The sequence below is a fragment of the Flavobacterium sp. TAB 87 genome, from assembly GCF_001529295.1.
In the GTDB taxonomy this organism is placed as follows: domain Bacteria; phylum Bacteroidota; class Bacteroidia; order Flavobacteriales; family Flavobacteriaceae; genus Flavobacterium.
The window spans coordinates 47,365-73,152 of sequence record NZ_LLWK01000037.1 but is presented as its reverse complement, the minus strand read 5'-3'; the positions used below and the strand labels follow the sequence as shown (position 1 = coordinate 73,152).

At 34.8% G+C, this 25,788-nt stretch carries 21 protein-coding genes; 8 read left to right on the top strand and 13 right to left on the bottom strand.

Annotated features, from left to right (window positions below; genetic code table 11):
- Positions 1 to 97 precede the first annotated feature (97 nt).
- Positions 98 to 571, bottom strand: coding sequence for a Dps family protein (locus AP058_RS09580; protein ID WP_066309808.1), 474 nt, complete (start codon positions 569 to 571; stop codon positions 98 to 100).
- A 155-nt stretch (positions 572 to 726) separates the two neighbouring features.
- Here AP058_RS09580 and pyrF point away from each other — a divergent pair, with 155 nt between their 5' ends.
- The 3 genes from pyrF (at position 727) to AP058_RS09565 (ending at position 4,201) form a co-directional block, all read left to right on the top strand.
- On the top strand, positions 727 to 1,545 hold the full coding sequence (gene pyrF, locus AP058_RS09575; RefSeq protein WP_066309807.1) for an orotidine-5'-phosphate decarboxylase: 819 nt from the start codon (positions 727 to 729) through the stop codon (positions 1,543 to 1,545).
- 57 nt (positions 1,546 to 1,602) lie between these two features.
- Positions 1,603 to 2,409: an ABC transporter substrate-binding protein gene (locus AP058_RS09570; RefSeq protein ID WP_066309804.1), complete on the top strand. Its 807-nt coding sequence runs from the start codon at positions 1,603 to 1,605 to the stop codon at positions 2,407 to 2,409.
- A 313-nt stretch (positions 2,410 to 2,722) separates the two neighbouring features.
- Positions 2,723 to 4,201 carry a catalase gene (locus AP058_RS09565; protein ID WP_066309802.1) on the top strand — a complete coding sequence of 493 codons (1,479 nt, stop codon included), beginning with the start codon at positions 2,723 to 2,725 and terminating at the stop codon, positions 4,199 to 4,201.
- 120 nt (positions 4,202 to 4,321) lie between these two features.
- Here AP058_RS09565 and AP058_RS09560 read toward each other — a convergent pair whose 3' ends face one another.
- Positions 4,322 to 5,266 carry a LysR substrate-binding domain-containing protein gene (locus tag AP058_RS09560; RefSeq protein WP_066309799.1) on the bottom strand — a complete coding sequence of 315 codons (945 nt, stop codon included), beginning with the start codon at positions 5,264 to 5,266 and terminating at the stop codon, positions 4,322 to 4,324.
- Between the two features lie 110 nt (positions 5,267 to 5,376).
- Here AP058_RS09560 and AP058_RS09555 point away from each other — a divergent pair, with 110 nt between their 5' ends.
- On the top strand, positions 5,377 to 5,856 hold the full coding sequence (locus tag AP058_RS09555) for a Dps family protein (protein ID WP_066309796.1): 480 nt from the start codon (positions 5,377 to 5,379) through the stop codon (positions 5,854 to 5,856).
- Positions 5,857 to 6,243: 387 nt separating this feature from the next.
- Complete coding sequence (gene can, locus AP058_RS09550) at positions 6,244 to 6,879, top strand: carbonate dehydratase (RefSeq protein WP_066309793.1); 636 nt, start codon at positions 6,244 to 6,246, stop codon at positions 6,877 to 6,879.
- Between the two features lie 29 nt (positions 6,880 to 6,908).
- Here can and AP058_RS09545 read toward each other — a convergent pair whose 3' ends face one another.
- Positions 6,909 to 8,111, bottom strand: a complete 1,203-nt coding sequence (locus AP058_RS09545) for an LETM1-related biofilm-associated protein (protein WP_066309791.1) — start codon at positions 8,109 to 8,111, stop codon at positions 6,909 to 6,911.
- 106 nt (positions 8,112 to 8,217) lie between these two features.
- A complete protein-coding gene (locus AP058_RS09540; protein WP_066309788.1) occupies positions 8,218 to 8,745 on the bottom strand; it encodes a superoxide dismutase family protein in 528 nt (175 codons plus the stop codon).
- 221 nt (positions 8,746 to 8,966) lie between these two features.
- Between AP058_RS09540 and AP058_RS09535 the strand changes: the two genes are divergently transcribed.
- Complete coding sequence (locus AP058_RS09535) at positions 8,967 to 9,389, top strand: META domain-containing protein (RefSeq protein ID WP_231739623.1); 423 nt, start codon at positions 8,967 to 8,969, stop codon at positions 9,387 to 9,389.
- Between the two features lie 21 nt (positions 9,390 to 9,410).
- The gene (locus AP058_RS09530) at positions 9,411 to 9,923 is read left to right on the top strand and encodes a DUF4251 domain-containing protein (protein WP_066309782.1); all 513 of its coding nucleotides are present in this window, start codon (positions 9,411 to 9,413) and stop codon (positions 9,921 to 9,923) included.
- Between the two features lie 83 nt (positions 9,924 to 10,006).
- Here the strand turns inward: AP058_RS09530 and AP058_RS09525 are convergent, their stop codons facing one another.
- The 8 genes from AP058_RS09525 to AP058_RS09490 all read right to left on the bottom strand — a co-directional run bounded on the left by AP058_RS09525 (position 10,007) and on the right by AP058_RS09490 (position 20,445).
- The gene (locus tag AP058_RS09525; protein ID WP_066309780.1) at positions 10,007 to 11,101 is read right to left on the bottom strand and encodes a glycoside hydrolase family 18 protein; all 1,095 of its coding nucleotides are present in this window, start codon (positions 11,099 to 11,101) and stop codon (positions 10,007 to 10,009) included.
- A gap of 152 nt (positions 11,102 to 11,253) precedes the next feature.
- Positions 11,254 to 13,047: an acyl-CoA dehydrogenase family protein gene (locus AP058_RS09520; RefSeq protein ID WP_066309777.1), complete on the bottom strand. Its 1,794-nt coding sequence runs from the start codon at positions 13,045 to 13,047 to the stop codon at positions 11,254 to 11,256.
- Positions 13,048 to 13,085: 38 nt separating this feature from the next.
- Positions 13,086 to 13,433, bottom strand: a complete 348-nt coding sequence (locus AP058_RS09515; protein WP_066309774.1) for a four helix bundle protein — start codon at positions 13,431 to 13,433, stop codon at positions 13,086 to 13,088.
- 38 nt (positions 13,434 to 13,471) lie between these two features.
- The gene (locus AP058_RS09510; RefSeq protein ID WP_066309771.1) at positions 13,472 to 14,653 is read right to left on the bottom strand and encodes an acetyl-CoA C-acyltransferase; all 1,182 of its coding nucleotides are present in this window, start codon (positions 14,651 to 14,653) and stop codon (positions 13,472 to 13,474) included.
- A gap of 97 nt (positions 14,654 to 14,750) precedes the next feature.
- Positions 14,751 to 17,141 carry a 3-hydroxyacyl-CoA dehydrogenase/enoyl-CoA hydratase family protein gene (locus AP058_RS09505; RefSeq protein ID WP_066309769.1) on the bottom strand — a complete coding sequence of 797 codons (2,391 nt, stop codon included), beginning with the start codon at positions 17,139 to 17,141 and terminating at the stop codon, positions 14,751 to 14,753.
- Between the two features lie 47 nt (positions 17,142 to 17,188).
- Entirely contained in the window at positions 17,189 to 17,653 is a 465-nt protein-coding gene (locus AP058_RS09500) for a MarR family winged helix-turn-helix transcriptional regulator (protein WP_066309767.1), read from the bottom strand.
- A gap of 373 nt (positions 17,654 to 18,026) precedes the next feature.
- Positions 18,027 to 19,805 carry a long-chain fatty acid--CoA ligase gene (locus tag AP058_RS09495; protein WP_066309765.1) on the bottom strand — a complete coding sequence of 593 codons (1,779 nt, stop codon included), beginning with the start codon at positions 19,803 to 19,805 and terminating at the stop codon, positions 18,027 to 18,029.
- 175 nt (positions 19,806 to 19,980) lie between these two features.
- Entirely contained in the window at positions 19,981 to 20,445 is a 465-nt protein-coding gene (locus AP058_RS09490) for a hypothetical protein (RefSeq protein WP_066309762.1), read from the bottom strand.
- Positions 20,446 to 20,834: 389 nt separating this feature from the next.
- Between AP058_RS09490 and AP058_RS09485 the strand changes: the two genes are divergently transcribed.
- A complete protein-coding gene (locus AP058_RS09485; protein ID WP_066309759.1) occupies positions 20,835 to 21,671 on the top strand; it encodes an alpha/beta hydrolase in 837 nt (278 codons plus the stop codon).
- Between the two features lie 383 nt (positions 21,672 to 22,054).
- On the opposite strand, the gene purL is transcribed toward AP058_RS09485, so the two are convergent.
- Positions 22,055 to 25,708 (bottom strand): phosphoribosylformylglycinamidine synthase, encoded by a 3,654-nt coding sequence (purL, locus tag AP058_RS09480; protein WP_066309756.1) that lies wholly within the window; start codon positions 25,706 to 25,708, stop codon positions 22,055 to 22,057.
- Between the last annotated feature and the right edge of the window lie 80 nt (positions 25,709 to 25,788).

Below are 25,788 nucleotides of genomic sequence, written 5' to 3'. Positions count from 1 at the left end.
GATAATATATATTTAGTGTTAATTGATATAGTAAAGCTACTCATTGAGAAGTTGAAGAGCGTTACATTATTTTAATAATAGATTGTAAGATTTGCATTTAGCTTAAATAACGTCTAATAATCCAAGCCATCATTTCGTGCTGCTGCATGATTCCAGTAACGAAATCTGTTGTACCTGCATCATTCGCTTCATCTTCATAAACAGGAAGAGATTCTCTGATTTCAGTAATTATATGTTCGTGGTTGTCTAGCAATTCAGCAAGCATTTCTTTTTGCGAAGGATAAACGTTTGGTGATTCTTTTAAAGTTGCATTATCCGCAAACTCTTTCATTGTACCAATTGTTTTTTCACCTAATTGATTAATTCGTTCTGCAACTTCATCAATCACCTTTTCTAATTGGCCGTATTGTCCTTCAAACAATTTATGTATTTCCATAAAACTATTTCCTGAAATGTTCCAGTGAAATTTTCTTGTTTTTACATATAATGTCATTTCGTTTGATAATAATACAGTTAAATGTGATGCACTTTTTTTAAGATCTTTCGGTGCTATTCCAATATTTGGCTTCATAATATTTATTGTTTGAATGTTGTTTTTCAAAGGTAGAAATACATAACACTTAATGCTTTACACAATTTAATCTAGATGTTATAGGAATTCAATATTGATCCTTTTTCATTACTTATATTTTTGTAATTTTGCTAAACAATTTTTTATAGTAAAACATGACTACACAACAACTTCACGAACAAATACTTCAAAAAAAATCATTTTTATGCGTTGGATTAGATCCTGATTTAACTAAGCTTCCAACTCATTTATTACGTACAGAAGATCCTATTTTCGACTTCAACAAAGCGATAATCGATGCGACGCATGATCTAGCAGTAGCCTACAAACCCAACACTGCGTTTTTTGAAGCGTATGGGTTAAAAGGTTGGATGTCTTTGCAAAAGACGATTACCTATATCAACGAAAATTATCCTACTATTTTTACCATTGCCGACGCCAAACGTGGTGATATTGGCAATACATCAAGTATGTATGCCAAAGCATTTTTTGAAGATCTAAGTTTTGATAGCGTTACGGTCGCACCTTATATGGGTAAAGATTCTGTAGAACCTTTCTTGGCATTTCAAGATAAACATACAATTATGTTGGCATTGACTTCAAACGAAGGAGCATTTGATTTTCAGACGAAACTTATTGACGGAAAAGAACTGTATAAACATGTGTTGGAAACCTCTAAAACATGGAATAACAGTCAAAATTTAATGTATGTCGTTGGTGCAACCAAAGCAGAATATTTTGCAGAAATTAGAAAAATTGTTCCCGATAGTTTTTTATTAGTTCCAGGAATTGGCGCTCAAGGCGGAAGCTTGGCTGAAGTGTGTAAATACGGAATGACTGATAAAATTGGCTTATTAGTTAATTCAGCGCGAGCGATTATATATGCTTCAAATGGAACTGATTTTGCACAAAAAGCAAGAGAAGAGGCATTGAAAGTGCAGCAGGAAATGGAAATGATCATGAATTATAGATAGATTAAATATTGGTTTTAAAATCAAAATTTAAATTACAGATAAAATTAAAAAATACTCTTGAAAGAATTAACAGATCAAATCGGTACTTTACATACTTTCGATAAGACGCCAAAACGAATTATATCATTGGTTCCTTCTCAGACAGAGCTGTTGTATGATTTAGGTTTAGAAGATCAAATTGTCGGCATTACTAAGTTCTGTGTACATCCCTATCACCTCAAATCGACCAAGAAAAGCGTTGGTGGAACAAAAAAAATACATTTAGAAAAAATCAGATTGCTACAGCCTGACATCATCATTTGTAACAAAGAAGAAAATACCAAGGAAATTGTTGAAAGTCTGAGAGAAATTTGCATCGTTTGGGTAACCGATGTTTTGACTATCGAAGATAATTTTCAGATGATCAGTGATTTTGGTCAAATATTTAATAGAAGGACCGAAGCGCAAAAGTGGAATGATAAAATTGCGTACGGATTAGAAGATTTTAAGAAATTCATTGAAGACTTTCCAATTCGAAGATCTGCTTATTTTATTTGGAAACAGCCGTACATGGTCGCAGGTTCTTCTAATTACATTACTGAATTACTAAAATTAAATCACTTTACTAATATTTACGAGAACAAAGGCAGGTATCCTGAAATAGATCTCGAAAAAATGGAGAAAGAAGGTGATCCTGCAGTTATTTTACTTTCGTCAGAACCGTATCCATTTAAGGAAGAAGATGCTATAGAAATTGGACGCTTTACGCATCACGCCAAAACTATATTTGTAGATGGAGAAATGTTTTCTTGGTTTGGGAGTCGTTTAGTAAAAGCACTTCCATACTTTAAGCAAATGCATCAGCGACTGGGACTAGAAGGTTAAATGTTGGGGTTTTCACCAAAAAAAAGCCCGCAATTCTGTGAAGATTTGCGGGCAATCATTTAACTAACCAAAACCAAAATAATAAATAACCAGTTTATTACACTGCAAATATCCAACTATTATATATGTCTTGCTGTTAAGGTTATGTTATTAGTTTGTTGAAGATTCGTTAACAATTATAATTTGATGATTAAATACTTATACACGAGCAATAATAAATTTTTACTATCAAAATATAATAATAATCAATTTTATTTATTAATAGCGATCAAATATCTAACTACATTTGATACAACAGTAAAAAATCAATATTATGAATACGAACGACAAACTTACTACAGCAACAGGAACGCCTGTTCCTGACAATCAAAATACGATGACTGCTGGCCCTCGTGGACCAGTTATGTTACAAGACTTTTGGTTTCTAGAGAAAATGGCTCATTTTGATCGTGAGGTTATACCTGAGCGACGCATGCATGCCAAAGGTTCTGGTGCGTATGGTACTTTTACCGTTACTCATGATATTACCAAATATACTAAGGCAAAGATATTTTCGGAGATTGGTAAAAAGACCGAAATGTTTACTCGTTTTTCAACCGTAGCAGGAGAGCGTGGAGCGGCAGATGCCGAACGTGACATTCGTGGTTTTTCTATGAAATTTTATACCGAAGAAGGTAATTGGGATTTAGTTGGAAATAACACACCAGTTTTCTTTTTTAGAGATCCAATGAAATTTCCCGATTTGAATCACGCAGTTAAAAGAGATCCACAAACTAATTTAAGAAGTGCCGACAATAACTGGGATTTCTGGACTTTGTTGCCCGAAGCTCTGCATCAGGTTACTATTGTAATGAGTGATCGAGGTATTCCGAAATCCTACCGTCAAATGCATGGTTTTGGAAGTCACACGTTTAGCTTTATAAATGCACAAAACGAGAGACACTGGGTAAAATTTCATTTTAGATCACAACAAGGAATTGAAAATTATTCGGATGAGGAAGCTGCAAAGTTAGTGGGTAGTGATCGCGAAAGCCATCAAAGAGATTTATTTGAAGCAATTGATAAAGAAAATTTTCCAAAATGGAAAATGTTTGTTCAAATCATGACCGAAGAAGAAGCGAAAACGTATAAGTTTCATCCTTTTGACTTAACTAAGGTTTGGTTAAAATCTGATTTTCCTTTAATTCCGGTTGGTGAATTTGAATTGAACAGAAACCCGCAAAATTATTTTGCCGAAGTAGAACAAGCCGCTTTTAATCCCGCACATATTGTTCCTGGTATTGGTTTCTCTCCTGATAAAATGCTACAAGGACGTTTGTTTTCATACGGAGATGCACAGCGTTATCGATTAGGAGTTAATAATTACCAAATTCCAGTAAATGCACCTAAATGTCCGTACAATACTTTTCATCGAGATGGAGCCATGAGAGTAGATGGAAATCAAGGAGCTAAAAAGCATTACGAACCTAATAGTTTTGGATTGTGGAACGAACAACCAGAGCACAAAGAGCCGCCATTAGAATTAAGTGGAGATGCGTACGCGTACAACTTCCGTGAAGATGATGCTGATTATTTTACACAACCTGGTTTGTTATTTCGTTTGTTAACAGAAGAGAAAAAACAATTGTTATTTCACAATACAGCCAATCAAGTTGGAAATGCACAAAAATTTATTCAAATACGTCATATCAGAAACTGTTGTAAAGCCGATCCTGCTTATGGTGAAGGCGTTGCAAAAGCGTTAGAAATGACCATGGATGAGGTAAATAACTTTACAGATCCAAGATTATAGTTGTAAAGAGTTACTATTTGGAGATGTAAAACTAAAAATTACAGCTCTACATTTAATAGCGAACCCGATAATTTTAGGATTATCGGGTTTATTATTTTATAAATGTTATGAATAAATAATTTAGTTTTTCTTCGGCAAGGGACTAATGATTTGAACATTTTGAAATACAATCGCACCTTTAACCACGCCAGCAATTGTACTTCGTAAAGCATCAATAATGTGCATTTTTAATTCACTTTTAGGGTAAATTAAACTTACTTCTCTTGCAGGTTTTGGCTCTGCAAAATGGCGGAGTTTTAATTTGTCTTTTTCCTTGAGGTCTAATGTATGTAAATACGGTAACAACGTGGTTCCTAAACCTTCGTCTGCTAATTTTATTAAAGTTTCAAAACTTCCGCTTTCAATTTGAAAGGAACTTTTTTCGTTTGCAGATGCATTTTTGCATAAATTTAAAATACCGTCTCTAAAACAATGTCCATCTTGCAGCAGCAAAATTTCGCTTACATCTAAATCATTAATGGTAATTTCTTTTTTCTGAAAGTTTGAATGATTTTCGGGTATGTAAGCTACAAATGGTTCAAAATACAATACAATTTCTTTGATCTTTTCATCTTCTAACGGTGTGGCTGCTATTGCAGCATCCAAATGTCCGTTTTTAAGTTTTAGAATTATTTCGTCGGTATTTAATTCTTCGATTAAGAGTTTTACCTTCGGATACTTTTTTACAAAATTACTTAGAAACATCGGTAGCAGTGTAGGCATGATTGTTGGAATTATTCCTAGCCGGAAGTCACCACCAATAAAACCTTTTTGTTGTTCTACAATATCTTTAATTCTATCGGCTTCACTAACTATCTTCTTCGCCTGATTTACAATTTTTTCCCCGATCTCGGTTACTTGAATGGGCTTTTTACTTCGATCAAAAATTAAGATACTTAGCTCTTCTTCGATTTTTTGTATTTGCATACTTAATGTCGGTTGTGTAACGAAACATTTTTCGGCAGCCAACGTAAAATTTCTATGTTCAGCAACAGCTAATACATATTGTAATTGTGTAATAGTCATTTTGATAGTATTTTGTGATACAAAAATAAGAAAATATAACTTTTATTTATAGTTTTTTCAAAGGGGTTTCGTTAAATTTACTATTATTAATACAAAATAAGTGAAATACTATGAAAACCAATATTTTAGGGTTACCCGTTAAAGAATCAGAAGAAATGGTAAAAGAGCTAAATGTGCTTTTAGCTAATTTTCAAGTGTATTATCAAAATTTAAGAGGAATTCATTGGAATATTAGAGGGAAACGCTTCTTTGAGTTACATGTAAAGTTTGAAGAATTATACGGTGATGCGCAACTAAAAATTGATATGATCGCAGAGCGTGTACTGACTGTAGGTGGTACGCCGTTGCATACATTTGAAGATTATATGTCAAACAACAAAATGGCAGTAGGTAAAAATATATCTCAAGACGAAAAGGCAGTGCAGTTAATTGTTAACTCTCTAACTGACTTATTGAAGATAGAACGAACAATATTAAATAAATCGGACGAAATTAACGACGAAGGAACGAACTCTATGATGAGTGATTTTATTGCTGAACAAGAAAAAACAGTGTGGATGATGAACGCTTGGTTGGAAAAAGATTTGTAAAATTTCCAAAAATAGAAAAAAACTCGACTGATATAAAATGTATCAGTCGAGTTTTTTTTGCATAATAACCATAATTTTGCAGAACTTTTTTTCTGCTAATCAGTAATAATACAGCAGCTTTAAAAATTAATTAGATAAAAATAATTGGTATGTATGTCTTTTTTAGTAACTCTTATTGCTATTGTTGTTACAGATTTCTAAAAATAAGCACTGTGTGATGTTGTAATAAGTATTATTTTTGCAACAGGGCTAAATTACTAATCGACGATTTCTTTAGAAAAAGGAGAATATAAAAATGTATATGTTTTTTCTTTTTATTTTGTCCTTTTATAAGTCCTATTGATACAAGATAAAACTTCAATTAAAAATAAATAATCAACTGAGCCAATGATCGATTTTTATAAGAAAATGTTAGATAACAATAAACAGTGGGTTTTAGAAACACTTGAAAAGGATCCTGATTTTTTTTCGCATTTAGCAAAAGGACAAACGCCACCCTTATTGTGGATTGGATGCTCGGACAGTCGAGTTCCTGCCAACGAAATTATCGGAGCTAAATCGGGAGAAGTTTTTGTACACCGAAACATTGCCAATATGGTGATACATACCGATATGAATATGTTGAGTGTGTTAGATTATGCGGTTAATGTTTTAAAAGTAAAGCACGTTATTGTATGCGGTCACTATGGTTGCGGTGGCGTAAAAGCTGCTATGGGAAATCAATCTATTGGCATTATTGACAACTGGATCCGCCATATTAAAACTGTATATCGTTTGCATGATAAGTTTTTAGATGCTATCGAAGATGAGACTGAACGATTTAATGCGTTTGTAGAAGTAAACGCAAAAGAGCAAGTTTTTGATTTGGCCAAAACTTCAATTGTGCAAAACGCTTGGAAGAATGGGCAAGATTTGATGTTGCACGGTTGGGTTTACGGATTAAATTCAGGTTATGTAACCGATTTAGAAGTAAATATTAGTTCAAACGACGAACTAGATGAAGTGTATCAGCTAAAATTATAAATAGAAAAATCGCCAATCGGCGATTTTTTTTATTCTGAATCATCTAGATTTTCATTGAAAGAAGACGGTAATAGCTGCGGAATAAATTTTATTAAAATCGGTAGTAATAAACTCCCGCCTGGTAATAAAAATATGGTGAGTGAGGGGATTGTTTTGCAAATGTCAAGCAATTGTCTTCTCACTTTTTTCTTTTCTTTGGGATCCAGATCGCGAACTGTAGAGTAAGCAAGAAGCACCATAAGTTCTTTACTTTCCATAACTTCTTTTACTAAACGATTTTTATTGCGTGTCACCAGCGTAATAACATTTTTGGTGGTTTGATCGTAAAAGTGTTTAACTGGATTAGAATAATTAAAATATGGAATTTTTTTGCGATGCTCTGTTATAAAAGCGTCGGTATCTGTGATACTTATAGCTGCAAATTCGTCAGATACCTGTATAACTTTTGCTAAGGAATATAAAAAGTAAGCTTCTTCGTTTTCTACTTTTCCATCGCTCCATAACGCCATTCCGGCCATGTCTATAAAATAATAATATTCTAATTCATTAGTAAAATAATCGAACTGCAACGTTTCTATTGTTTCTACTGTTGCTTTAGAAAATTTGCTGTATCGAATAGACGCTTCAAATAATTTAATCAATAAATCATCATGAATTGATTTTATTGTTTTTGTTTTTAAAGCAATGGCGACTAAGCTCATTACTGTTTCTTCTATTTTCTTAAAATATTTTTCGGGTAATTCGCCATGAATTAAATAAGAACGAAATGCCAACACATCAATAAATAATAAGGCATTAGTCACTAAGTGTGAGAAACTTTTATTAATTAAACTATCATTGGTTTGAACGCGCTCATTAATAATATTCTCTAAAGTTAATGCATCCGAATTCTTGGGTAAAATAAGTTTGAACAAATTAAATCCTTCGGGATTCATCTGCTGATAAAAATGCAATGCTTTTGTGATAAAATCTTTATGGTCAACGCTTTTTTCTGTCAGCGCATACATTCCGAACAACGTATTTAATAACGCTATTTTAGAGATTTCAGTTTTAAACCAACCTTTTGCAATTATTGGTTTAGGGGTTTCAAAACCAATGATGTGTCCGTAAATAAAACCCGTACTTCTAACTTTTAAGTAGTAAGAGAGCGGCGTTTCCTTGAGAAAATCTGCAGTAAACTTTTGTTCGCTAAAAAATTTGTCAATCCAGCCAAAATTAGAAGGGTTAATCATTAATTTTAATTTAAGACTACAAAGTTATAGTATTTTATGGTTTTGCAATTCAACTAAAATAAATAACCGTTTTATTTTTGAGAAATAAAACGGTTAAAATTATAATTTATTTTATGATTGCCGAACAAGCTACTCTCGCTCCTGCGTTACCTGCAGGCTGCGATGTAAAATCATCTTGTTCTTCATGTACAATTAGACCTTTACCTAATATGTCTTTTTTCTCATCCCCGCAACCAATACACCATTCGTCTGTAATTAGAGTTATCTTTCCGTTTCCATTTGCGTCAGCAGTAAAGTTTCCTATGTCTCCTTTATGGTAAGAATCAGATCCCCATTTTCCATGATTTTGAAAAGTTGGGTTCCAATGTCCGCCAGCAGAACTTCCGTCGGCCGCAGAACAGTCAGATTTTTCGTGTATATGAATAGCGTGAACACCAGGTGTTAATCCCGAAATGTTTGCTTCAAAAGTAACTTTTCCGTCTTTTTCTGTAAAAATAGCAGTACCAGTAACGATACTATTACTTTTTGGTTCTAGCGCTATTGTTAGTTTTTTGGTGTCATTAGATTTTGTACTGGTCTTACAGCCAGTCATAAATGCCCCTAAAATAGCAATCGAAACTAATATTTTTCTCATAATTACAAGTTTAAAAAATGAATAATAGGTAAAGTTAGTTTAAAATTTTTACAAGAGTTGACGCAAAAAAATAAATAATGTGCCCAAATAGTATTTAAAATTTTTAAGTTTATTTTACAATTAACCCAATATATTATGTGTAATTTAGATTAGGTTTTCGACGAAGAAGACGATTTATTAAATATTTAATTTTTTTTATTATGTTAAAAAACAGCCTTAGAATGATATTGTTATGTGTAGTATTGGCTTCTTGTACAAGTACTAAAAGCACAAGTTCAGATGCTAAACCAGTTACACAGTTAGATGGAACTTGGGAACTTAATTACATTACAGGTCCAAGAATTGCTTTTCAAGGTTTATATCCTGAGCAAAAACCAGAAGTGTTTTTTGATACGAAGCAAAATCTAGTTTCGGGTAATGACAGTTGCAATTTATTTAGCAGTGAATTGAAATTAAAAGCAAGCGCAATTGATTTTACAGGTCCAATGGCTATGACCAAAAAAATGTGTATGGAAGGTCAAGAAGGGCAACAACTTTTTATGAGTACGATTAATAAAATTGACCATTATGAGGTTTCTGCTGATGGAAAAACCCTGACTTTTAAAACAGGAGAGATGGCGATGATGCGCTTTACCAAAAAGTAATTTCTTTAGAATTATTTGCTGATGAAAAATAAATTTCGACTGTTAGTTTTCGTGTTTTTTATTTTGATTAATTCAAACAACGCGCAAGAGAAAACAAAGAGAGTACTGAAAGACGAACAAAGAGGAATTACAGTCAATCAAATAACAGATTTAATTAATTCACAAAACTTTGTTTTTTATGCTCGCTTTGTGGAGCCTATGGCAAGTAGACATATCAATGTCGAAGGTGAAAATTATACGGTGACTTACACAACAGATTTGGTTGAGAGTTATTTGCCGTATTTTGGACGAGCGTATAGCATTGGATATGGCGGAGATGGAGGTTTAAAATTTAAAGGAAAATCCGAAAGCTATACAGTCGAAAAAAAGAAAAAGTATTACTTAATTAGTACTACGGTGAAAGGTGAGAACGATACATTCAGACTTACTTTATCTGTTTATTTTGAAGGTAGTGCCACTCTTGTTGTTAGCAGTAATAATCGAAGCACGATAAGTTACACTGGTGAGATTCAAGCTTTATCGAAGTCGGAGTAGTTGTCAGATAGAAATACTATTTCTTTATTGGAAATAAAAATAAAAAAAAATCCGAATCGTCTGCGATTCGGATTTTTTTTACGTTACTTTTTTACTTTTTCTTTATAAATAGCATCCAGCATCCCGTCTTGTGGACTATCTAAGACCAATTCCCAAAACATGATTCCGCCTAATTTTTTCTTTTTAGCGTAAGCTGTTTTTTCAATTATCGAAGAAATATCGTCTCCAGTTGCAAACTTTTTCTCATTTGCGTTATACCAATATCCTGCCTTAGCATTTTTATCCCAAAAGTATTTCCAACCATTAGCTTCTGTGAACGTCGTAGCATAATTTTTAAAAGTTATACCGGCAACATGATTTCCAGCTTGATATAAACCATTATTTACGTTGGCTACATTTTCCCAAATTCGAGTGTAAAAAGCACCACCAATAACTAATTTGTCACTAGGAATTCCTAATTTCAGTAAATATTCTACAGCTTTATTTGTAGATTCAGCTGTTTTATTTCCACTATATAAGGGAGCTTGGTGTCCTGTTACGGTTGCATAGCCGTTTACTAAATCGTAACTCATAATATTAACGCGATCTAGTAATGGCATTATAATTTTCCATTCTACAGATTCATCCAGGAACTTTTGAAAACCGCCCGCTGCAAAACTTAGTTCGTTTGTATTTCCTAATGTTGTACGCAATATTTTAACTAATTCAGTGAAATTGGTACGATCGTCCGCTTTAAAGGGATGTCCAGGCATTCCTTCGATAGCAGGATATTCCCAATCTAAATCAATACCATCCGTTTTAAAATAATCATTTACTTCTTTTACCGATTTGGCAAAAAGACTGCGGCCTTCAGCTGTAGAAAAAGCTTCAGAGCACGGTTCACAACCAGCCCAACCACCAAGAGATAGCATGATCTTTAAATTTGGATTTTTAGCTTTTAATCCAACCAAGTGTTTGATAGTAATTGAGTCCTTTGGAGAATCAACGCTTATTTTGCCGTCTTTTAAATGACAGAAACTAAAAATGATGTGAGTTAGTTTAGTAACATCATACTGTTCGATTACTTTGTCGTCGCCTGTATAGTAAGCAATAACATCAATAGATTTGGTTTTTTGGGCATACGCTTGTCCCAAAAATAAGCAGAAGAACACCAATGCAATTTTTTTGCAATTTTTCATTTTTTAAGAGTTTTTAGTTTTTAGAACCTTAAATATAGGTGTTTTTAATGTATTTAGCCGCATTACAAAGGTATAGGTGCAAAAAAACCGCATTGTTTTCGGGACAATGCGGTTTTAAACAAATTAAAATTAGCTAAAAACTATCTTTAACGTTAGAAACAGTATGTATTTTCTGCAACTAATTTTGATGTAATAATTTCTCGTAAACCAACTACGTTTGGCATATTGGCATATTTAGTAAAACGTTTTAATCCCATTAGCATCATGCGTTGTTCATCACCTTCAGCAAAAGAAACAATTGCTTCTTTACCTTTTTGTGTGATGATATCAACTGCTTCGTACAAGTACAATTGAGCCATTGCGATTTGTTCTTTCACTTTTGCTTCGCCGTCTTTTTTGGCTAGTTTTTCAGTTCTAAGAATAGTACTTTCTGCCATGTAGATTTCGATCAAAATATCAGAAGCAGCCATTAATATTTGTTGGTGCGAATCTAATTCTGTACCGTATTTTTGTACCGCACTACCAGCAACCATTAAAAAGACTTTTTTCAATTTTGTGATCATCTCTTTTTCTTCTGCAAATAATTCAGAGTAATCAGGCGTGTAAAAAGATGGAATTCCCATTAATTCTTCACCTACTTTTGTAGCAGGCCCTAATAAATCAACGTGACCTTTCATTGCTTTTTTAATCAACATTCCTACAGAAAGCATTCTGTTGATTTCGTTTGTACCTTCGTAAATACGTGCAATACGAGCATCTCTCCAAGCACTTTCCATTGGTGTGTCTTCAGAGAATCCCATTCCACCAAAGATCTGAATCCCTTCATCAGAACAGTTTTGAATGTCTTCAGAAACTGCTACTTTTAATATAGAGCATTCGATAGCATATTCTTCCACACCTTTCAATTCTGCATCTTGATGCGTTTCGCCAGCAGCTTCACGATCAGCAATTCTGTCTTCGATGTTTTTTGCAGCTCTATAAGAAGCGCTTTCGCCTGCGTAAGCACTAGTTGCCATTTCGGCTAACTTAGAGCGAATAGCACCAAATTGTGCAATTGGAGTGTTGAATTGTTGTCTTTCATTCGCATACTTAACCGATTCTGTGATTACTCTTCTTTGAGCATCCAGACAAGCAGCAGCCAATTTGATACGACCCACATTTAACGCATTCATCGCAATTTTAAAACCATTTCCTCTTTCAGACAACATATTCTCTACAGGAACTACGGTGTCATTAAAGAAAACTTGACGCGTAGATGAAGCACGAATTCCTAATTTATGCTCTTCTTCGTTCATTGTTATTCCATTACTAGGATCATTTTCAACGATGAAACCAGTAATATTTTTGTCATCTCCGATACGTGCAAAAACGATAAATAGACTACAGAAACCTGCATTCGAAATCCACATTTTTTGACCAGAGATGGCATAAGATTTTCCATCCTCCGATAAAACTGCTTTCGTTTTTCCAGAATTAGCATCAGATCCAGCACCTGGTTCTGTTAAACAATACGCTCCAAACCATTCACCTGTTGCTAGTTTAGGTACATATTTTTGTTTTTGCTCCTCGGTTCCGTACAACGTAATTGGCATAGTACCAATTCCTGTGTGCGCACCAAAAGCAGTCGAGAACGATCCAGTTGCGCCAGAAATGTAATCGCATACTAACATGGTAGATACAAATCCCATTCCTAATCCACCATAAGCTTCAGGAACGGCAACACCTAGCAAACCAAGTTCGCCCGCTTTTTTCATACATTCTTGTGTATAAGCGTAATCCTTTTTCTCAAAACGATCTTTGTGTGCCCATAGTTCTTTGTCAACAAACTCTTTTACAGAGTCACGCATCATTAATTGCTCTTCAGAAAAATCTTCAGGAGTGAAGACATCTTCGCATTTGGTTTCTTTTACAAGGAATTGTCCTCCTCTAGTTTGATTGTCGCTCATTGCCTTATTTTTTTAAATTTTGAATTTTAAATTTTAAATTATTTGGACTCTTGTGATGTTTTAATTATTTTGGTAATAATATTTATAATATGTTCAATTTCAATAATATATATATTCATTTCAATTGATGTAAGTTCAGATTTATCTAAAAGTCGTAACCAGTATTTTGTTTCTCGTGCTTCTTTGGAAGCAATTGACATTTTATGAATAAAATCGTTTCTCGATTGAGCAGCGATAGCTTCTTCGACATTGGCACCAATACTTGTTGCTGATCTTAAAATTTGCTTTGAGATTATAAATTCATTTTCCTTTTTAAGAAGAATAAAAAGATTTACAATTGAAAGTGCAAAATCAAATGTCTTTGTAGCAATTATGTTTTCCTTCATCTTAATTTGAAATTTAAAATTTAAAATTCAAAATAATTTTAAAGAACCTCATAAATCCCTGCAGCTCCTTGTCCAGTTCCTACGCACATAGTTACAATTCCGTATTTATTTCCTCTGCGTTTCATTTCATCAAATAATTGAACCGAAAGTTTCGCTCCAGTACATCCTAATGGATGTCCTAACGCAATTGCTCCACCGTTTACGTTTACGATATCAGGATTTAACCCTAATTCACGAATAACAGCTAAAGATTGTGAGGCAAAGGCTTCGTTCAATTCAAATAATTCGATATCATTCAAAGACATTCCAGCTTGTTTCAATACTTTCGGAATTGCTTTTACAGGACCGATACCCATAATTCTTGGCTCTACACCCGAAGATGCAAAGTTGACCAAGCGCGCAATTGGTTCAAGATTCAATTCTTTTACCATTTCTTCACTCATCACCAAAACAAAAGCAGCACCATCACTCATTTGTGAAGAATTACCAGCAGTTACACTTCCACCGTCAGCAAATACGGCACGCAATCCAGCTAAACCTTCAAGCGTAGTTCCTAATCTCGGACCTTCGTCTTTGCTGACTACGTACGATTTGGTTTCTTTTTTACCATTTGCATTGATAAAAGTTTGCTCTACAGTAATAGGAACAATTTGTTTGTCAAATTTACCATCTGCTTGTGCTTTTAACGCTTTCATTTGAGAGTTGAACGCAAACTCATCTTGATCTTCTCTTGACACGTTATACTGCGTAGCAACCGCTTCAGCAGTTAAACCCATTCCCCAGTAATAATCTTCATTTCCTGCTTTTGCAACTTTATAATCTGGTGTTGGTTTGTAACCACCCATCGGAATATAACTCATGCTTTCTGCACCACCAGCAATGATACAATGCGCCATTCCTGATTGAATTTTTGCCGTTGCCATACCAATAGTCTCTAAACCAGAGGCGCAGTAACGGTTTACAGTCACGCCAGGAACATCGTCAATCTTCAATCCCATTAACGAGATCAAACGAGCGACATTCAAACCTTGTTCTGCTTCAGGCATAGCGTTACCCACCATCACATCATCAATTCTTGTTTTGTCAAAATCAGGCAATTCATTCATCATATATTGAATGGTCTCTGCAGCTAATTCATCAGGTCTTTTGAATCTAAACACACCTTTAGGTGCTTTACCCACGGCTGTTCTGTATGCTTTTACTATATAGGCTGTTTTCATTTTTTCTATTTTAAATTTTGAATTTTAAATTTTAAATTTTGTTGAATTTTAAGTAATACGAAATCATTTAAAATTCATCATTTATAATTTAAAATAATTAATTTCTCAACGGTTTCCCTTTCGTTAACATGTGCTGAATTCTTTCTAATGTTTTTCTTTCTGTACACAAACTCAAGAAAGCTTCACGTTCTAGGTCTAATAAGTATTGCTCAGAAACAAATGACGCCTCAGATAAATCGCCACCAGCCATAACATAAGCTAGTTTATTGGCAATTTTTTTATCATGTTCAGAAATGTATTTTCCAGCTTCCATTTGGTCTGTTCCTACTAAGAACATTCCCAATGCTTGTTTTCCTAAAACCTTTACATCCGTTCTGCGAATTGGTTGTGTGTAACCAGCTTCAGCCATAATCAAAGCGTGCTTTTTAGCTTCAGCGATCTGACGGTCTTTGTTAACCACAATTAAATCTTTACCGTGTTGCAAAAGTCCAGTGTCAAAAGCTTCATAGCCAGAAGTCGACACCTTGGCCATTGCAATTGTTAAGAAATACTCTTGCAAAACGTTTAATTCCACGTCATTTTTATGAAACAAGTCAGACGCTCTTAATGCTAGTTCTTTAGAACCACCACCACCAGGAATCACACCAACACCAAATTCAACTAATCCCATATACGTTTCTGCAGCTGCAATAACTTTGTCAGCATGCAAGCTCATTTCGCAACCACCACCAAAGGTCATTCCGTGTGGCGCTACAACAACAGGAATTCCTGAGTAACGAACGCGCATCATAGTGTCTTGGAACATTTTGATCGCCATATTCAATTCATCATATTCTTGCTCAACAGCCATCATAAAAATCATTCCAATGTTGGCTCCAACAGAGAAATTGGCTGCTTGATTTCCGATGACCAAACCTTGGTATTCTTTTTCAGATAAATCGATTGCTTTGTTAATAGCTTGTAAAACATCGCCACCAATGGTATTCATTTTAGATTGGAATTCTAAATTCAAAATTCCATCTCCTAAATCTTGTATAATTGCACCGCTATTGCTCCACACTTTTTTACTTTCGCGAATGTTGTTCAAGATGATAAATGCATCTTGTCCCGGAACTTTAGTTTGCAATTTCGTAGGAATATTATAAAAATAAGTTGCGCCTTCTTTGATGGTGTAAAAACTTGTATTACCAGCAGCCAACATTTTAGTTACCCAAACAGCAGGCTCTAAACCTTCTGCTTGCATCATTTCTATTCCCTTTTCAACACCAATAGCATCCCAGATTTCAAATGGACCATTTTCCCATCCAAAACCAGCTTTCATGGCATCGTCAATTTTATATACCTCGTCTGAAATTTCAGGAATTCTATTAGAAACATAAGCAAACATTCCAGCGAAGCTCTTGCGGTAAAATTCACCTGCTTTGTCTTTTCCAGTAACCAAAACTTTAAAACGATCAATTGGTTTATCAATAGTTTTAGTTAATTCTAAAGTTGCAAAAGAAGCTTTTTTAGCCGAACGGTATTCTAGAGTATCTAAGTCTAGGGTAAGAATTTCTTTTCCTTCTTTTTTATAAAAACCTTGTCCGCTTTTACTACCCAACCATTTATTTTCCATCATTTTGTTTACAAAATCAGGAAGTTTAAATAAGTCGTGTTGCTCGTCGTTCGGACAGTTTTCGTAAATACCGTTGGCAACATGTACCAAAGTATCTAAACCTACCACATCAACCGTACGGAAAGTAGCCGATTTTGGTCGACCAATTACTGGACCAGTCAATTTATCCACTTCTTCAATCGTTAATCCCATCTCTTTTACCAAATGAAACAAACTCTGAATGCCGTAAATACCAATTCTATTTCCAATAAAAGCTGGAGTATCTTTAGCCACAACCGACGTTTTTCCTAAGAATTTTTCACCGTATATGGTAAGAAAGTCCAGTACTCCAGTTGCAGTTTGTGGTCCGGGAATTATTTCGAATAATTTTAAGTAACGTGCTGGGTTAAAAAAGTGAGTTCCGCAGAAGTGTTTTTGAAAATCTTCGCTTCTTCCTTCGCTCATAAAATGAATCGGAATTCCCGAAGTATTTGAAGTAATTAAGGTTCCAGGCTTGCGGAACTGCTCAATTTGGTCAAAAACCAATTTTTTAATATCCAATCGCTCAACTACTACTTCAATAATCCAATCTACACCAGCAATCTTTGCCATGTCATCAGTTGTATTTCCAGTAGTAATTCTGCTTGCAAATTTTTGACTGTAAATAGGAGAGGGCTTCGATTTTAAGGCCGTCATTAAATGGTCATTCACTAAACGATTGCGAACTACTTTATCTTCTAATGTTAATCCTTTTTTAGTTTCAGCATCTGTTAATTCGCGCGGAATAATGTCTAATAATAAAACTTCCACACCAATGTTTGCAAAATGGCAAGCGATTCCTGAACCCATGATTCCGGATCCTACTACGGCAACTTTTTTAATTGTGCGTTTCATAAGTATTTTTTAATTTTTTTGTATTGGAAAAAGTGCTTTACTCAATTTTATTCAATTGCGGCACTTTCGTTGTCTTTCTGAGTAAATATATTTTTCTCTGCGATCAGTTCATTTATAATTTCTGCTACTTCAAAAAAATGCTCCAATTTTTCAGGAGATACATTTTGTTTGATGGTTTCATTAAATTTTAGAACTGTATTTTTAGATAACTCTCTTTTTTCTTTTCCAAATTCCGTTAAGTATATTAAAACACCTCTTCCGTCTGTTGGATTTTTTTTACGTACAATTAAACCTTTGTCTTCCATTGATTTTAACGTCCGTGTTAAACTAGTTGCTTCCATTCCCATGCGTGGTCCAAGGGCAGTTGAAGGTGTCCCAACTTCTTTGTCAATACTTAACAATGCAAATCCTGTGGCCATAGTTGCTTCATACTTTGAAGCTTCTTCATTGTACATCCGGGAAACTGCTTGCCAAGTTGCTCTCAGTATATAGTCTATTGTTTTTTCTTTCATCTATGCACGTATTATCGTTAGGTATTACAATTTAAGGACTCGTTTATACCTTATTTGATCGTTATAGTGCTTAAACAACTATATCGATTTCAAATATACTAAATAAATACTATGCGTGCATAATAAAAATACTTAAAATTTTTGTTTTGTTGAAAAAAAAATGATTTTCAATATTTTAAGTGTGAAATTTAGTGAAATTTAGCATTTATTTTTCGATTAACGAGCATTCCTGCAGTTAGATAATTGTTAAATCTATTTTTAAGAAGTTGCATGATTATTTTTTAAAATTGCTTCTCTCCCAAAAAAATGTAGGCATAAAAAAAAAGGCTGTCTTTATAGGACAGCCTTTTGTATTAATATCAAACAAGTACTTTTAATTATGAATGTAAATTTTGTCATACAGCCCCTTGTAGATTTCTTTTACGATTTTACGCTTCAATTTTAAAGTAGGAGTCAAGTGACCGCCTTCAATAGACCAAACATCTGGTGTTAATTCAAAACGTTTTACTTGCTCCCAATGTCCGAATTTTTTATTTATTTCGTTGATTTCTTCTTGAATTCGTTCGATAACTTTTTCATTCGTAACTATTTCTTCATTGGTTTTACCCACTTGAATTTTATGAATTTTAGCCCATTCTTTTACGAACTCAAAATTAGGTTGAATAAAAGCCGCTGGCATTTTTTCACCTTCACCAATAACCATAATTTGCTCAATGAAACGAGATTGTTTCATCATATTTTCAATCATCTGAGGCGCAATATATTTCCCACCCGAAGTTTTAAACATTTCCTTTTTACGATCGGTAATTTTTAAGAAACCATCTTTATCTATTTCTCCTATGTCTCCCGTGTGAAAGTAGCCGTCTATAATTGCTTCAGCAGTTTTTTCGGGGTCTTTAAAGTAGCCCAACATGACGTTTGGTCCTTTGCATAAAATTTCTCCATCAGCAGCAATTTTAACTTCTACATTCGGAATAATTTTACCAACGGTTCCCACTCTAAAACCTTTGTTCCTTTGATCGTTTACCGCAATTACTGGAGAAGTTTCAGATAAACCGTAGCCCTCCATAACTGGAATTTCGGCTGCAGCAAAAACGCGAGACAAACGAGTTTGCAAAGCGGCACTACCAGAGACCATTAAATCTAGGTTTCCACCCAAACCTTCTTTCCATTTACTGAAAATAAGTTTACGGGCAATGGAAAGTTGAAATTCGTACCAAGCACCATTTGCTCCGTACGGTTCATATCTTAATCCTAAGTCGATAGCCCAAAAAAACAATTTTTTCTTGATACCAGTTAACTCAGCTCCTTTCGTATATATTTTGTCGTATACTTTTTCTAAAAGTCTCGGTACTGCTGTCATCACAGTCGGACGAACTTCTTTTAAGTTGTCGCTAATCTTTTCGATAGATTCACCAAAATAAACAGATACACCATAATATTGGTATAAATATAAAATCATGCGTTCAAAAATATGACAAATAGGTAAGAAACTCAATGCGACACTATTACCAGCTTCAAACGGAATTCTAGTGGCGCTATTTAGTACATTACTAACGATATTTTGGTGCGACAACATGACACCTTTTGGGCGTCCTGTTGTTCCAGAAGTATAAATAATAGTAGCCATATCATCAGTTTTAATACTGTCTTTCAATGCTTCTACTTCTGGTTGGTTGCTCTCATCTTTACCTAAGTCTACTACTTCTGTCCAGTTTTTACAACCAGCAATTTTGTTAAAGGAATAAACTTCTTTTAAAGAAGAAACTTTGTCTTTAATTTCCATCACTTTGTTAAACACTTCTTCATCAGAAACAAATACATACGAACTTTCGCTATGATTTAAAATGTATTCGTAATCGTCGGCAGAAATTGTTGGATAAATCGGCACCGTTTGCGCTCCTGTTTGAAGCACTCCAATGTCCATAATATGCCATTCAGTTCTGTTATTTGAGGTAATTAAAGCAATTTTTTGATCTTTTTGCACGCCCATTTTAAGCAAACCTCTAGATATAGCGTTTGCTTTTGCAATATATTCGTCGGTAGATGTTTTCTCCCAAACTCCATTCTGTTTGGTTACTAAGGCGTCTTGTTTGTTGTATTTTTCTTTTTGATAATATGGGAAATCAAAAAGTCTTGTAATTGTAACCATAGCATGAAGTATTAGATTTGGATTGCAAATTAAATAAAATTAACGATAATTGTTATTTTTCTAACAATAAAAAGAAAAATTTAGCGGCATTGGCAAAAAGCACCAAAAACTATCGAATTTAAAGTTAATTATTTGTTGATGAGATAAAATTCTGAAGGTTTTTTAAATCATATTGCTACTTTAATTTGTTTTTTAGGTTCGCTGTATTTGCGTTCAACTCTTCTTCTGTGTAGCTTTTTACCCGTTCTCCCAAGATAAACATTTTCATCTTACTAAAATGTATCGAATATTGCACCTCATTCCAATTGTCTTCTCCATCATTTTTGTACCAAAGCGGATAGACGGCACTATTAAATCCTTCGGTGATATGCGGAATACCGATGTTTGAACATTCAATTCCCCAAGTCATAGCAGTTTGTGGTTTGTCGTGCAACTGAAAGATTCCACTTCCATTTTCGTTAAGTTGAATTACAGGTTCTTTTTTATTGTTAAAAAGATACGTGCCCGAAATAGGATATCCAATAACTGTAGTAATAAAGCGTGTTTTATTGTTCACTTCGATTTGATCGACTTTGATTTGTGCAAAAGTAGAAGTAGCCACTAAAATAAGAAGTGAAAAAAGTAATTTTCTAAGAGTCATAAAATGTAGGTTAGATGGGGTTTGGTATTAAATATTTGTTTGTTATCAATTTTTTTAGGAACGCAAATCTAGTAAAATAAGATTAAACGGCTAACCAAAAGCGACGCGGAATGCTGCAACAGCTTTTTATAAGATTAATGGTGAGTGCGTTAAAAAATAAAGGTCGATTCGTGATCTTTATTTTTGTAAGAGTTGTATGTTTTTTTTCTTAATAACACTAGTGAAAGTTGTATTACAGAAAAGTAATTCTTGAAAGATTGGCACTTGTTTATCTAATTTTATTAAAAAACGACTATAAAAAAATTAATATAAAATTATTCCGTTTATGCGTTTCTCTTGATTTTGCGAATCATGCTCAAGAATTTATTTAATACATTTATAAAAAAAATATGCGTTACTTTTTTTATCTTTTGATAGTGACCTTTGCTCTTACAATAGTTGGCTGTAGTTCTACAAAAATTACAGGTCAGCCGTATTTTACTGCTCCAATACCTCAAGAAACTGCGACACCGAAGTTGAATATTTTTGTTCCGAAGAATATTAAGTTTGATGCTCCAGTTTTAATCTTTGTTCATGGCGGGAATTGGAATAGCGGAAAAAGGAGCACTTATAATTTACTAGGTAGAAATTTTGCGAAAAAAGGTATTATTACTGTTATTCCAGATTATACGTTAAGTCCCGCGGCTAACTATAACGAAATGACCGAACAAATTGCTGCTGTAATTAAGTGGACGCAAGCGCATAGTAAAGAATACAAAGGGAATGCTAAACACATTTTTATATCGGGACATTCTGCAGGAGGTCAATTAGGAGCGCTAGCAGTTATGAATTCGAAATACGGAATTGATCCGAAAACAGTTTCGGGAATAATTTTAAATGATGCTGCAGGATTGGATATGGAGAGTTACTTAACGAAAATTCCGCCGACGAAGGAGAACGATTATTTGGCTACTTGGACTGCCAATCCTGAAAATTGGAAAGACGCTTCGCCTATTTATTTTATTGATAAAAATACGCCGCCGCTCTTAATTTATGTTGGCAAGAAAACCTATACTTCTATTAAAGAAGGAAATGCTAATTTTTTGAAAGCTTTACAACCGTTTCAACCCGAAGTGAGTCCAATTTATTTGAATAAAAAACACATTCCGATGGTTGTGCAATATTTTTTTCCGTGGAGCCATCGTTTTGATGAGATAAGCGATTTTATAAAAAAGAATAGCAATTAGAATTTGCCATAATCTAGTGTTGCAAAAGTATACGCAGAGATTTGCACTATATCTTCTTAATTTCCTTTGCTATTTCGTTTAGTCAAGTTAATGACTGGATGAGATAAAAGTTGTTTTTTTATTTCATTTATAGTAGTGAAAATAAACAGCAGTGCACAGTGGTTTGCGTGAGGGATGGAAGCGATATCCTTTTTGTACCGATTTTTATCGGGACAAAAAGATATAGTGTACAGCCCGACAGCATGGCTAAAAAAGAGCGCCTCAACGCAAAGTAGATGGCTCTTTTTTAGCTATGGTGGCACGCCCAAATGATATTTATACTATAAAAAAAAGCGGCAAATATAAATTTACCGCTTTTTGTATCGTGTTTATTATGCTGAAAATTATTTGTTTTCAAGCCATTTTCTTGCATTTACAAACGCTTCATGCCAAGGCGAAACTTCGTCGTTTCTGTCTTTTGGATAATGCGCCCAGTTCCATTGGTAAGTCGAACGCTCAATGTGTGGCATGGTTACCAAGTGGCGTCCTGTAAGGTCGCAAAGCATGGCTACATCAAAATGAGAGCCGTTTGGATTGGCTGGATAACCTTCGTAAGCATATTTACCAACAATGTGGTAGCGCTCTTCGCCGAGTGGCAATTCGAATTTTCCTTCGCCGTGTGAAACCCAAACTCCCAAGGTGGTTCCAGCCAAGCTAGACAACATCACTGAGTTGTTTTGCTGCACTTTTACCGAGGTAAAAATACTTTCGTGTTTGTTGCTGTCGTTGTACAACATTTTTGGCATTTGTTCGTGTTCTGAGTGGATGAGCTCCAGCTCGACAAACAATTGACATCCGTTACAAATTCCGACTGATAAAGTGTCTTCTCTTTTGAAGAAGTTGTTCAAGGCCGTATTTGCTTTTTCGTTGTATTTGAATGCGCCCGCCCAACCTTTGGCAGAGCCCAAAACATCTGAGTTAGAGAAACCTCCAACCGCTCCGATGAACTGAATGTCTTCTAGGTTTTCACGTCCCGAAATTAAATCGGTCATGTGAATGTCTTTGACGTCAAAACCGGCCAAATACATGGCATTTGCCATTTCACGCTCAGAATTACTTCCTTTTTCACGAAGAATAGCGGCTATTGGTCTTGGTTTTGAGTGGTCTATTTCTGGTTTTTTTCCCGTAAAATGAGTTGGGAATGTGTACTGTAAAGGTTGATTTTTGTAGTTATCGAAACGCTTTTGAGCCAATCCGTTTTTTGATTGTTTTTGGTCTAATAAAAACGAAGTTTTAAACCATACGTCTCTGTACTTTACAATATCTAATTTGCATGGGCCAAAGTCTAAAGTTGCTTCGCTAGTCGCTTTTCCTAATTTATAAAAAGAAACTCCGTTTGCGTTTAATTTACTTTCTAAAACAGCATCTTCTTTTGCTTGGAAAACGATTCCGATGTTTTCTGAAAATAAATATTTTATGATATCTTTTTCTTCAAAAACAGAGAAATCTATTTTCGCGCCCAAGTTTACATCTGCAAAACACATTTCTAATAAAGTAGTAATCAAACCTCCGCTACCTATATCGTGCCCTGCTAAAATTTGATTGTCTAAAATTAATTCTTGAACTGTATTGAAGGCTTTTTTGAAGAAAGCAGCGTCTTGGATAGTTGGTGTTTCGTTACCAATGGCGTTTAAAGTTTGCGCAAAAGACGAACCTCCTAATTTGAACTCATCTTGCGATAAATTGATGTAATAAATAGAACCACCGTCTTTTTGTAAAACAGGTTCTACTACTTTTCTAATATCGGTACAGTTTCCTCCTGCTGAAATAATGACCGTTCCTGGCGCAATTACTTCGTCATTTGGATATTTTTGTTTCATTGAAAGTGAATCTTTTCCGGTTGGAATATTGATTCCCAATTGGATTGCAAATTCTGAACATGCTTCAACTGCAGCGTACAAACGCGCGTCTTCACCTTCATTTTTACAAGCCCACATCCAGTTGGCCGAAAGTGAAATTCCGTCCATTCCGTCTCTAATTGGCGCCCAAACAATGTTTGATAATGATTCGCCAATTGCGTTTCGACTTCCTGCAACAGGATCAATTAACGCCGAAATAGGGGCATGACCTATAGAAGTGGCAACACCTTCAATCCCTTGATAATCCAAAGCCATAACGCCACAATTGTTCAAAGGCAATTGCAATGGTCCAGCTGTTTGTTGTTTGGCTACTTTTCCGCCAACGCAACGGTCCACTTTATTGGTCAACCAGTCTTTACAAGCCACGGCTTCTAACTGCAATACATTTTCTAAATAAGTTGATATGTTGCGAACGCTGTACTCCAAAGGGGGATAATTGTACGAAATAGTTTTGTCGTTCATTATTGTTTTTGGCGAACTTCCGAAGAAATCTTCCAAAGCATAATCCATTGGTTTTGCACCTGTAGATTTAGACTCAAAAGTAAAACGGTGATCACTAGTAACATCGCCCACTTCATAAATTGGAGAACGTTCTCTATCGGAAATGCGGTGTAAAATACCCAAGTCTTTGGTGCCAATAACCAATCCCATTCTTTCTTGAGATTCGTTACCAATAATTTCTTTGGCAGATAATGTTGGATCGCCAACAGGTAATTTATCTAAATTGATTAATCCGCCAGTTTCTTCTACCAGTTCAGACAGACAGTTTAAGTGTCCACCTGCGCCGTGATCGTGAATCGATACAATTGGATTGTGATCGCTTTCTACCAAACCACGAATGGCATTGGCCGCACGTTTTTGCATTTCTGGATTTGAGCGCTGAATAGCATTTAACTCGATTCCTGAACCGAAAGCGCCAGTATCTGCAGACGAAACCGCAGCACCACCCATTCCGATTCTATAATTTTCTCCACCCAAAATAACAATTTTGTCGCCTTCTTGTGGTTTTTTCTTAATTGCTTGATCTAGTTTTCCGTAACCAATTCCACCCGCCTGCATGATTACTTTGTCGTAACCAAGTTTGCGGTTGTTTTCTTCATGTTCGAAGGTTAAAACAGAACCAGTAATCAATGGTTGGCCAAATTTATTTCCGAAATCAGAAGCACCGTTAGACCCTTTGATTAAAATATCCATTGGGGTTTGGTACAACCATTTTCTTTCTTCCATGGCATCTTCCCACTTTCTACCTTCGGTCAAACGAGAGTAAGAAGTCATGTAAACCGCTGTTCCTGCTAATGGCAAAGATCCTTGTCCACCAGCCAAACGATCTCTGATTTCTCCTCCAGCACCAGTTGCAGCTCCGTTGAAAGGCTCTACCGTGGTTGGAAAATTGTGTGTTTCTGCTTTTAATGAAATAACCGAATCGAATTCTTTAATTTCGTAAAAGTCAGCTTTGTCGGCTGTTTTTGGCGCAAATTGTTCAACTCTTGGTCCTTTTACAAAAGCCACATTGTCTTTGTATGCTGAAACGATTCCGTTTAGATTTTCTTGAGAAGTTTTTTTGATTAACTTGAATAAAGAAGTTTCTTTTTCTACACCATCAATTACAAAAGTTCCGTTGAAAATTTTGTGGCGACAGTGCTCTGAATTGGCTTGTGAAAAAGCAAAAATTTCAGAATCTGTTAATTTGCGACCTAATTTAGTCGATAAATTGTTCAAATAATCTTCTTCCTCATTGCTTAAAGCCAAACCTTCTTGTTTGTTGTAAGCAGCGATATCATCAATTTCTAAAATAGGTTCGGGTTGAATGTGGATGCTAAAAATTTCCTGATTCAACGCGCTGTACTTTTGAGATAGCATCGGATCAAAATCAGTAAAATCTTCTGTAACATAGAAAAATTCCTCTATTCTAATTATGCCCGAAATAGCCATATTGTGCGTAATTTCAACAGCATTAGTACTCCAAGGAGTAATCATTGCGGCACGAGGTCCAACAAAAAAATCCGTCAATGCGGATTTTTCAATTTTATGTGCGTCGGCAAAAAGCCAGTTCAATTTTGAAATGTCTTGAGCTGAAATTTCGTTTTCCGTATGTACGGCAAAAACAGTTTTGCTTTGGTTTTCAAAGAAATGAATCATCGTTGTGAAGTTTGTTGTATTTCGGTGCAAATTTACGTTATTTTTTCAATCTCACAAAGGCCAAAAACAGCAAAGTTATG

Excerpts from the sequence above, each read along its gene's own strand:
- AP058_RS09580 (WP_066309808.1), bottom strand. The coding sequence starts at position 571 with ATGAAGCCAAATATTGGAATAGCACCGAAAGATCTTAAAAAAAGTGCA.
- pyrF (WP_066309807.1), top strand. The coding sequence starts at position 727 with ATGACTACACAACAACTTCACGAACAAATACTTCAAAAAAAATCATTT.
- AP058_RS09565 (WP_066309802.1), top strand. The coding sequence starts at position 2,723 with ATGAATACGAACGACAAACTTACTACAGCAACAGGAACGCCTGTTCCT.
- AP058_RS09560 (WP_066309799.1), bottom strand. The coding sequence starts at position 5,266 with ATGACTATTACACAATTACAATATGTATTAGCTGTTGCTGAACATAGA.
- AP058_RS09555 (WP_066309796.1), top strand. The coding sequence starts at position 5,377 with ATGAAAACCAATATTTTAGGGTTACCCGTTAAAGAATCAGAAGAAATG.
- can (WP_066309793.1), top strand. The coding sequence starts at position 6,244 with ATGATCGATTTTTATAAGAAAATGTTAGATAACAATAAACAGTGGGTT.
- AP058_RS09545 (WP_066309791.1), bottom strand. The coding sequence starts at position 8,111 with ATGATTAACCCTTCTAATTTTGGCTGGATTGACAAATTTTTTAGCGAA.
- AP058_RS09540 (WP_066309788.1), bottom strand. The coding sequence starts at position 8,745 with ATGAGAAAAATATTAGTTTCGATTGCTATTTTAGGGGCATTTATGACT.
- AP058_RS09535 (WP_231739623.1), top strand. The coding sequence starts at position 8,967 with ATGATATTGTTATGTGTAGTATTGGCTTCTTGTACAAGTACTAAAAGC.
- AP058_RS09530 (WP_066309782.1), top strand. The coding sequence starts at position 9,411 with ATGAAAAATAAATTTCGACTGTTAGTTTTCGTGTTTTTTATTTTGATT.
- AP058_RS09525 (WP_066309780.1), bottom strand. The coding sequence starts at position 11,101 with ATGAAAAATTGCAAAAAAATTGCATTGGTGTTCTTCTGCTTATTTTTG.
- AP058_RS09520 (WP_066309777.1), bottom strand. The coding sequence starts at position 13,047 with ATGAGCGACAATCAAACTAGAGGAGGACAATTCCTTGTAAAAGAAACC.
- AP058_RS09515 (WP_066309774.1), bottom strand. The coding sequence starts at position 13,433 with ATGAAGGAAAACATAATTGCTACAAAGACATTTGATTTTGCACTTTCA.
- AP058_RS09510 (WP_066309771.1), bottom strand. The coding sequence starts at position 14,653 with ATGAAAACAGCCTATATAGTAAAAGCATACAGAACAGCCGTGGGTAAA.
- AP058_RS09505 (WP_066309769.1), bottom strand. The coding sequence starts at position 17,141 with ATGAAACGCACAATTAAAAAAGTTGCCGTAGTAGGATCCGGAATCATG.
- AP058_RS09500 (WP_066309767.1), bottom strand. The coding sequence starts at position 17,653 with ATGAAAGAAAAAACAATAGACTATATACTGAGAGCAACTTGGCAAGCA.
- AP058_RS09495 (WP_066309765.1), bottom strand. The coding sequence starts at position 19,805 with ATGGTTACAATTACAAGACTTTTTGATTTCCCATATTATCAAAAAGAA.
- AP058_RS09490 (WP_066309762.1), bottom strand. The coding sequence starts at position 20,445 with ATGACTCTTAGAAAATTACTTTTTTCACTTCTTATTTTAGTGGCTACT.
- AP058_RS09485 (WP_066309759.1), top strand. The coding sequence starts at position 20,835 with ATGCGTTACTTTTTTTATCTTTTGATAGTGACCTTTGCTCTTACAATA.
- purL (WP_066309756.1), bottom strand. The coding sequence starts at position 25,708 with ATGATTCATTTCTTTGAAAACCAAAGCAAAACTGTTTTTGCCGTACAT.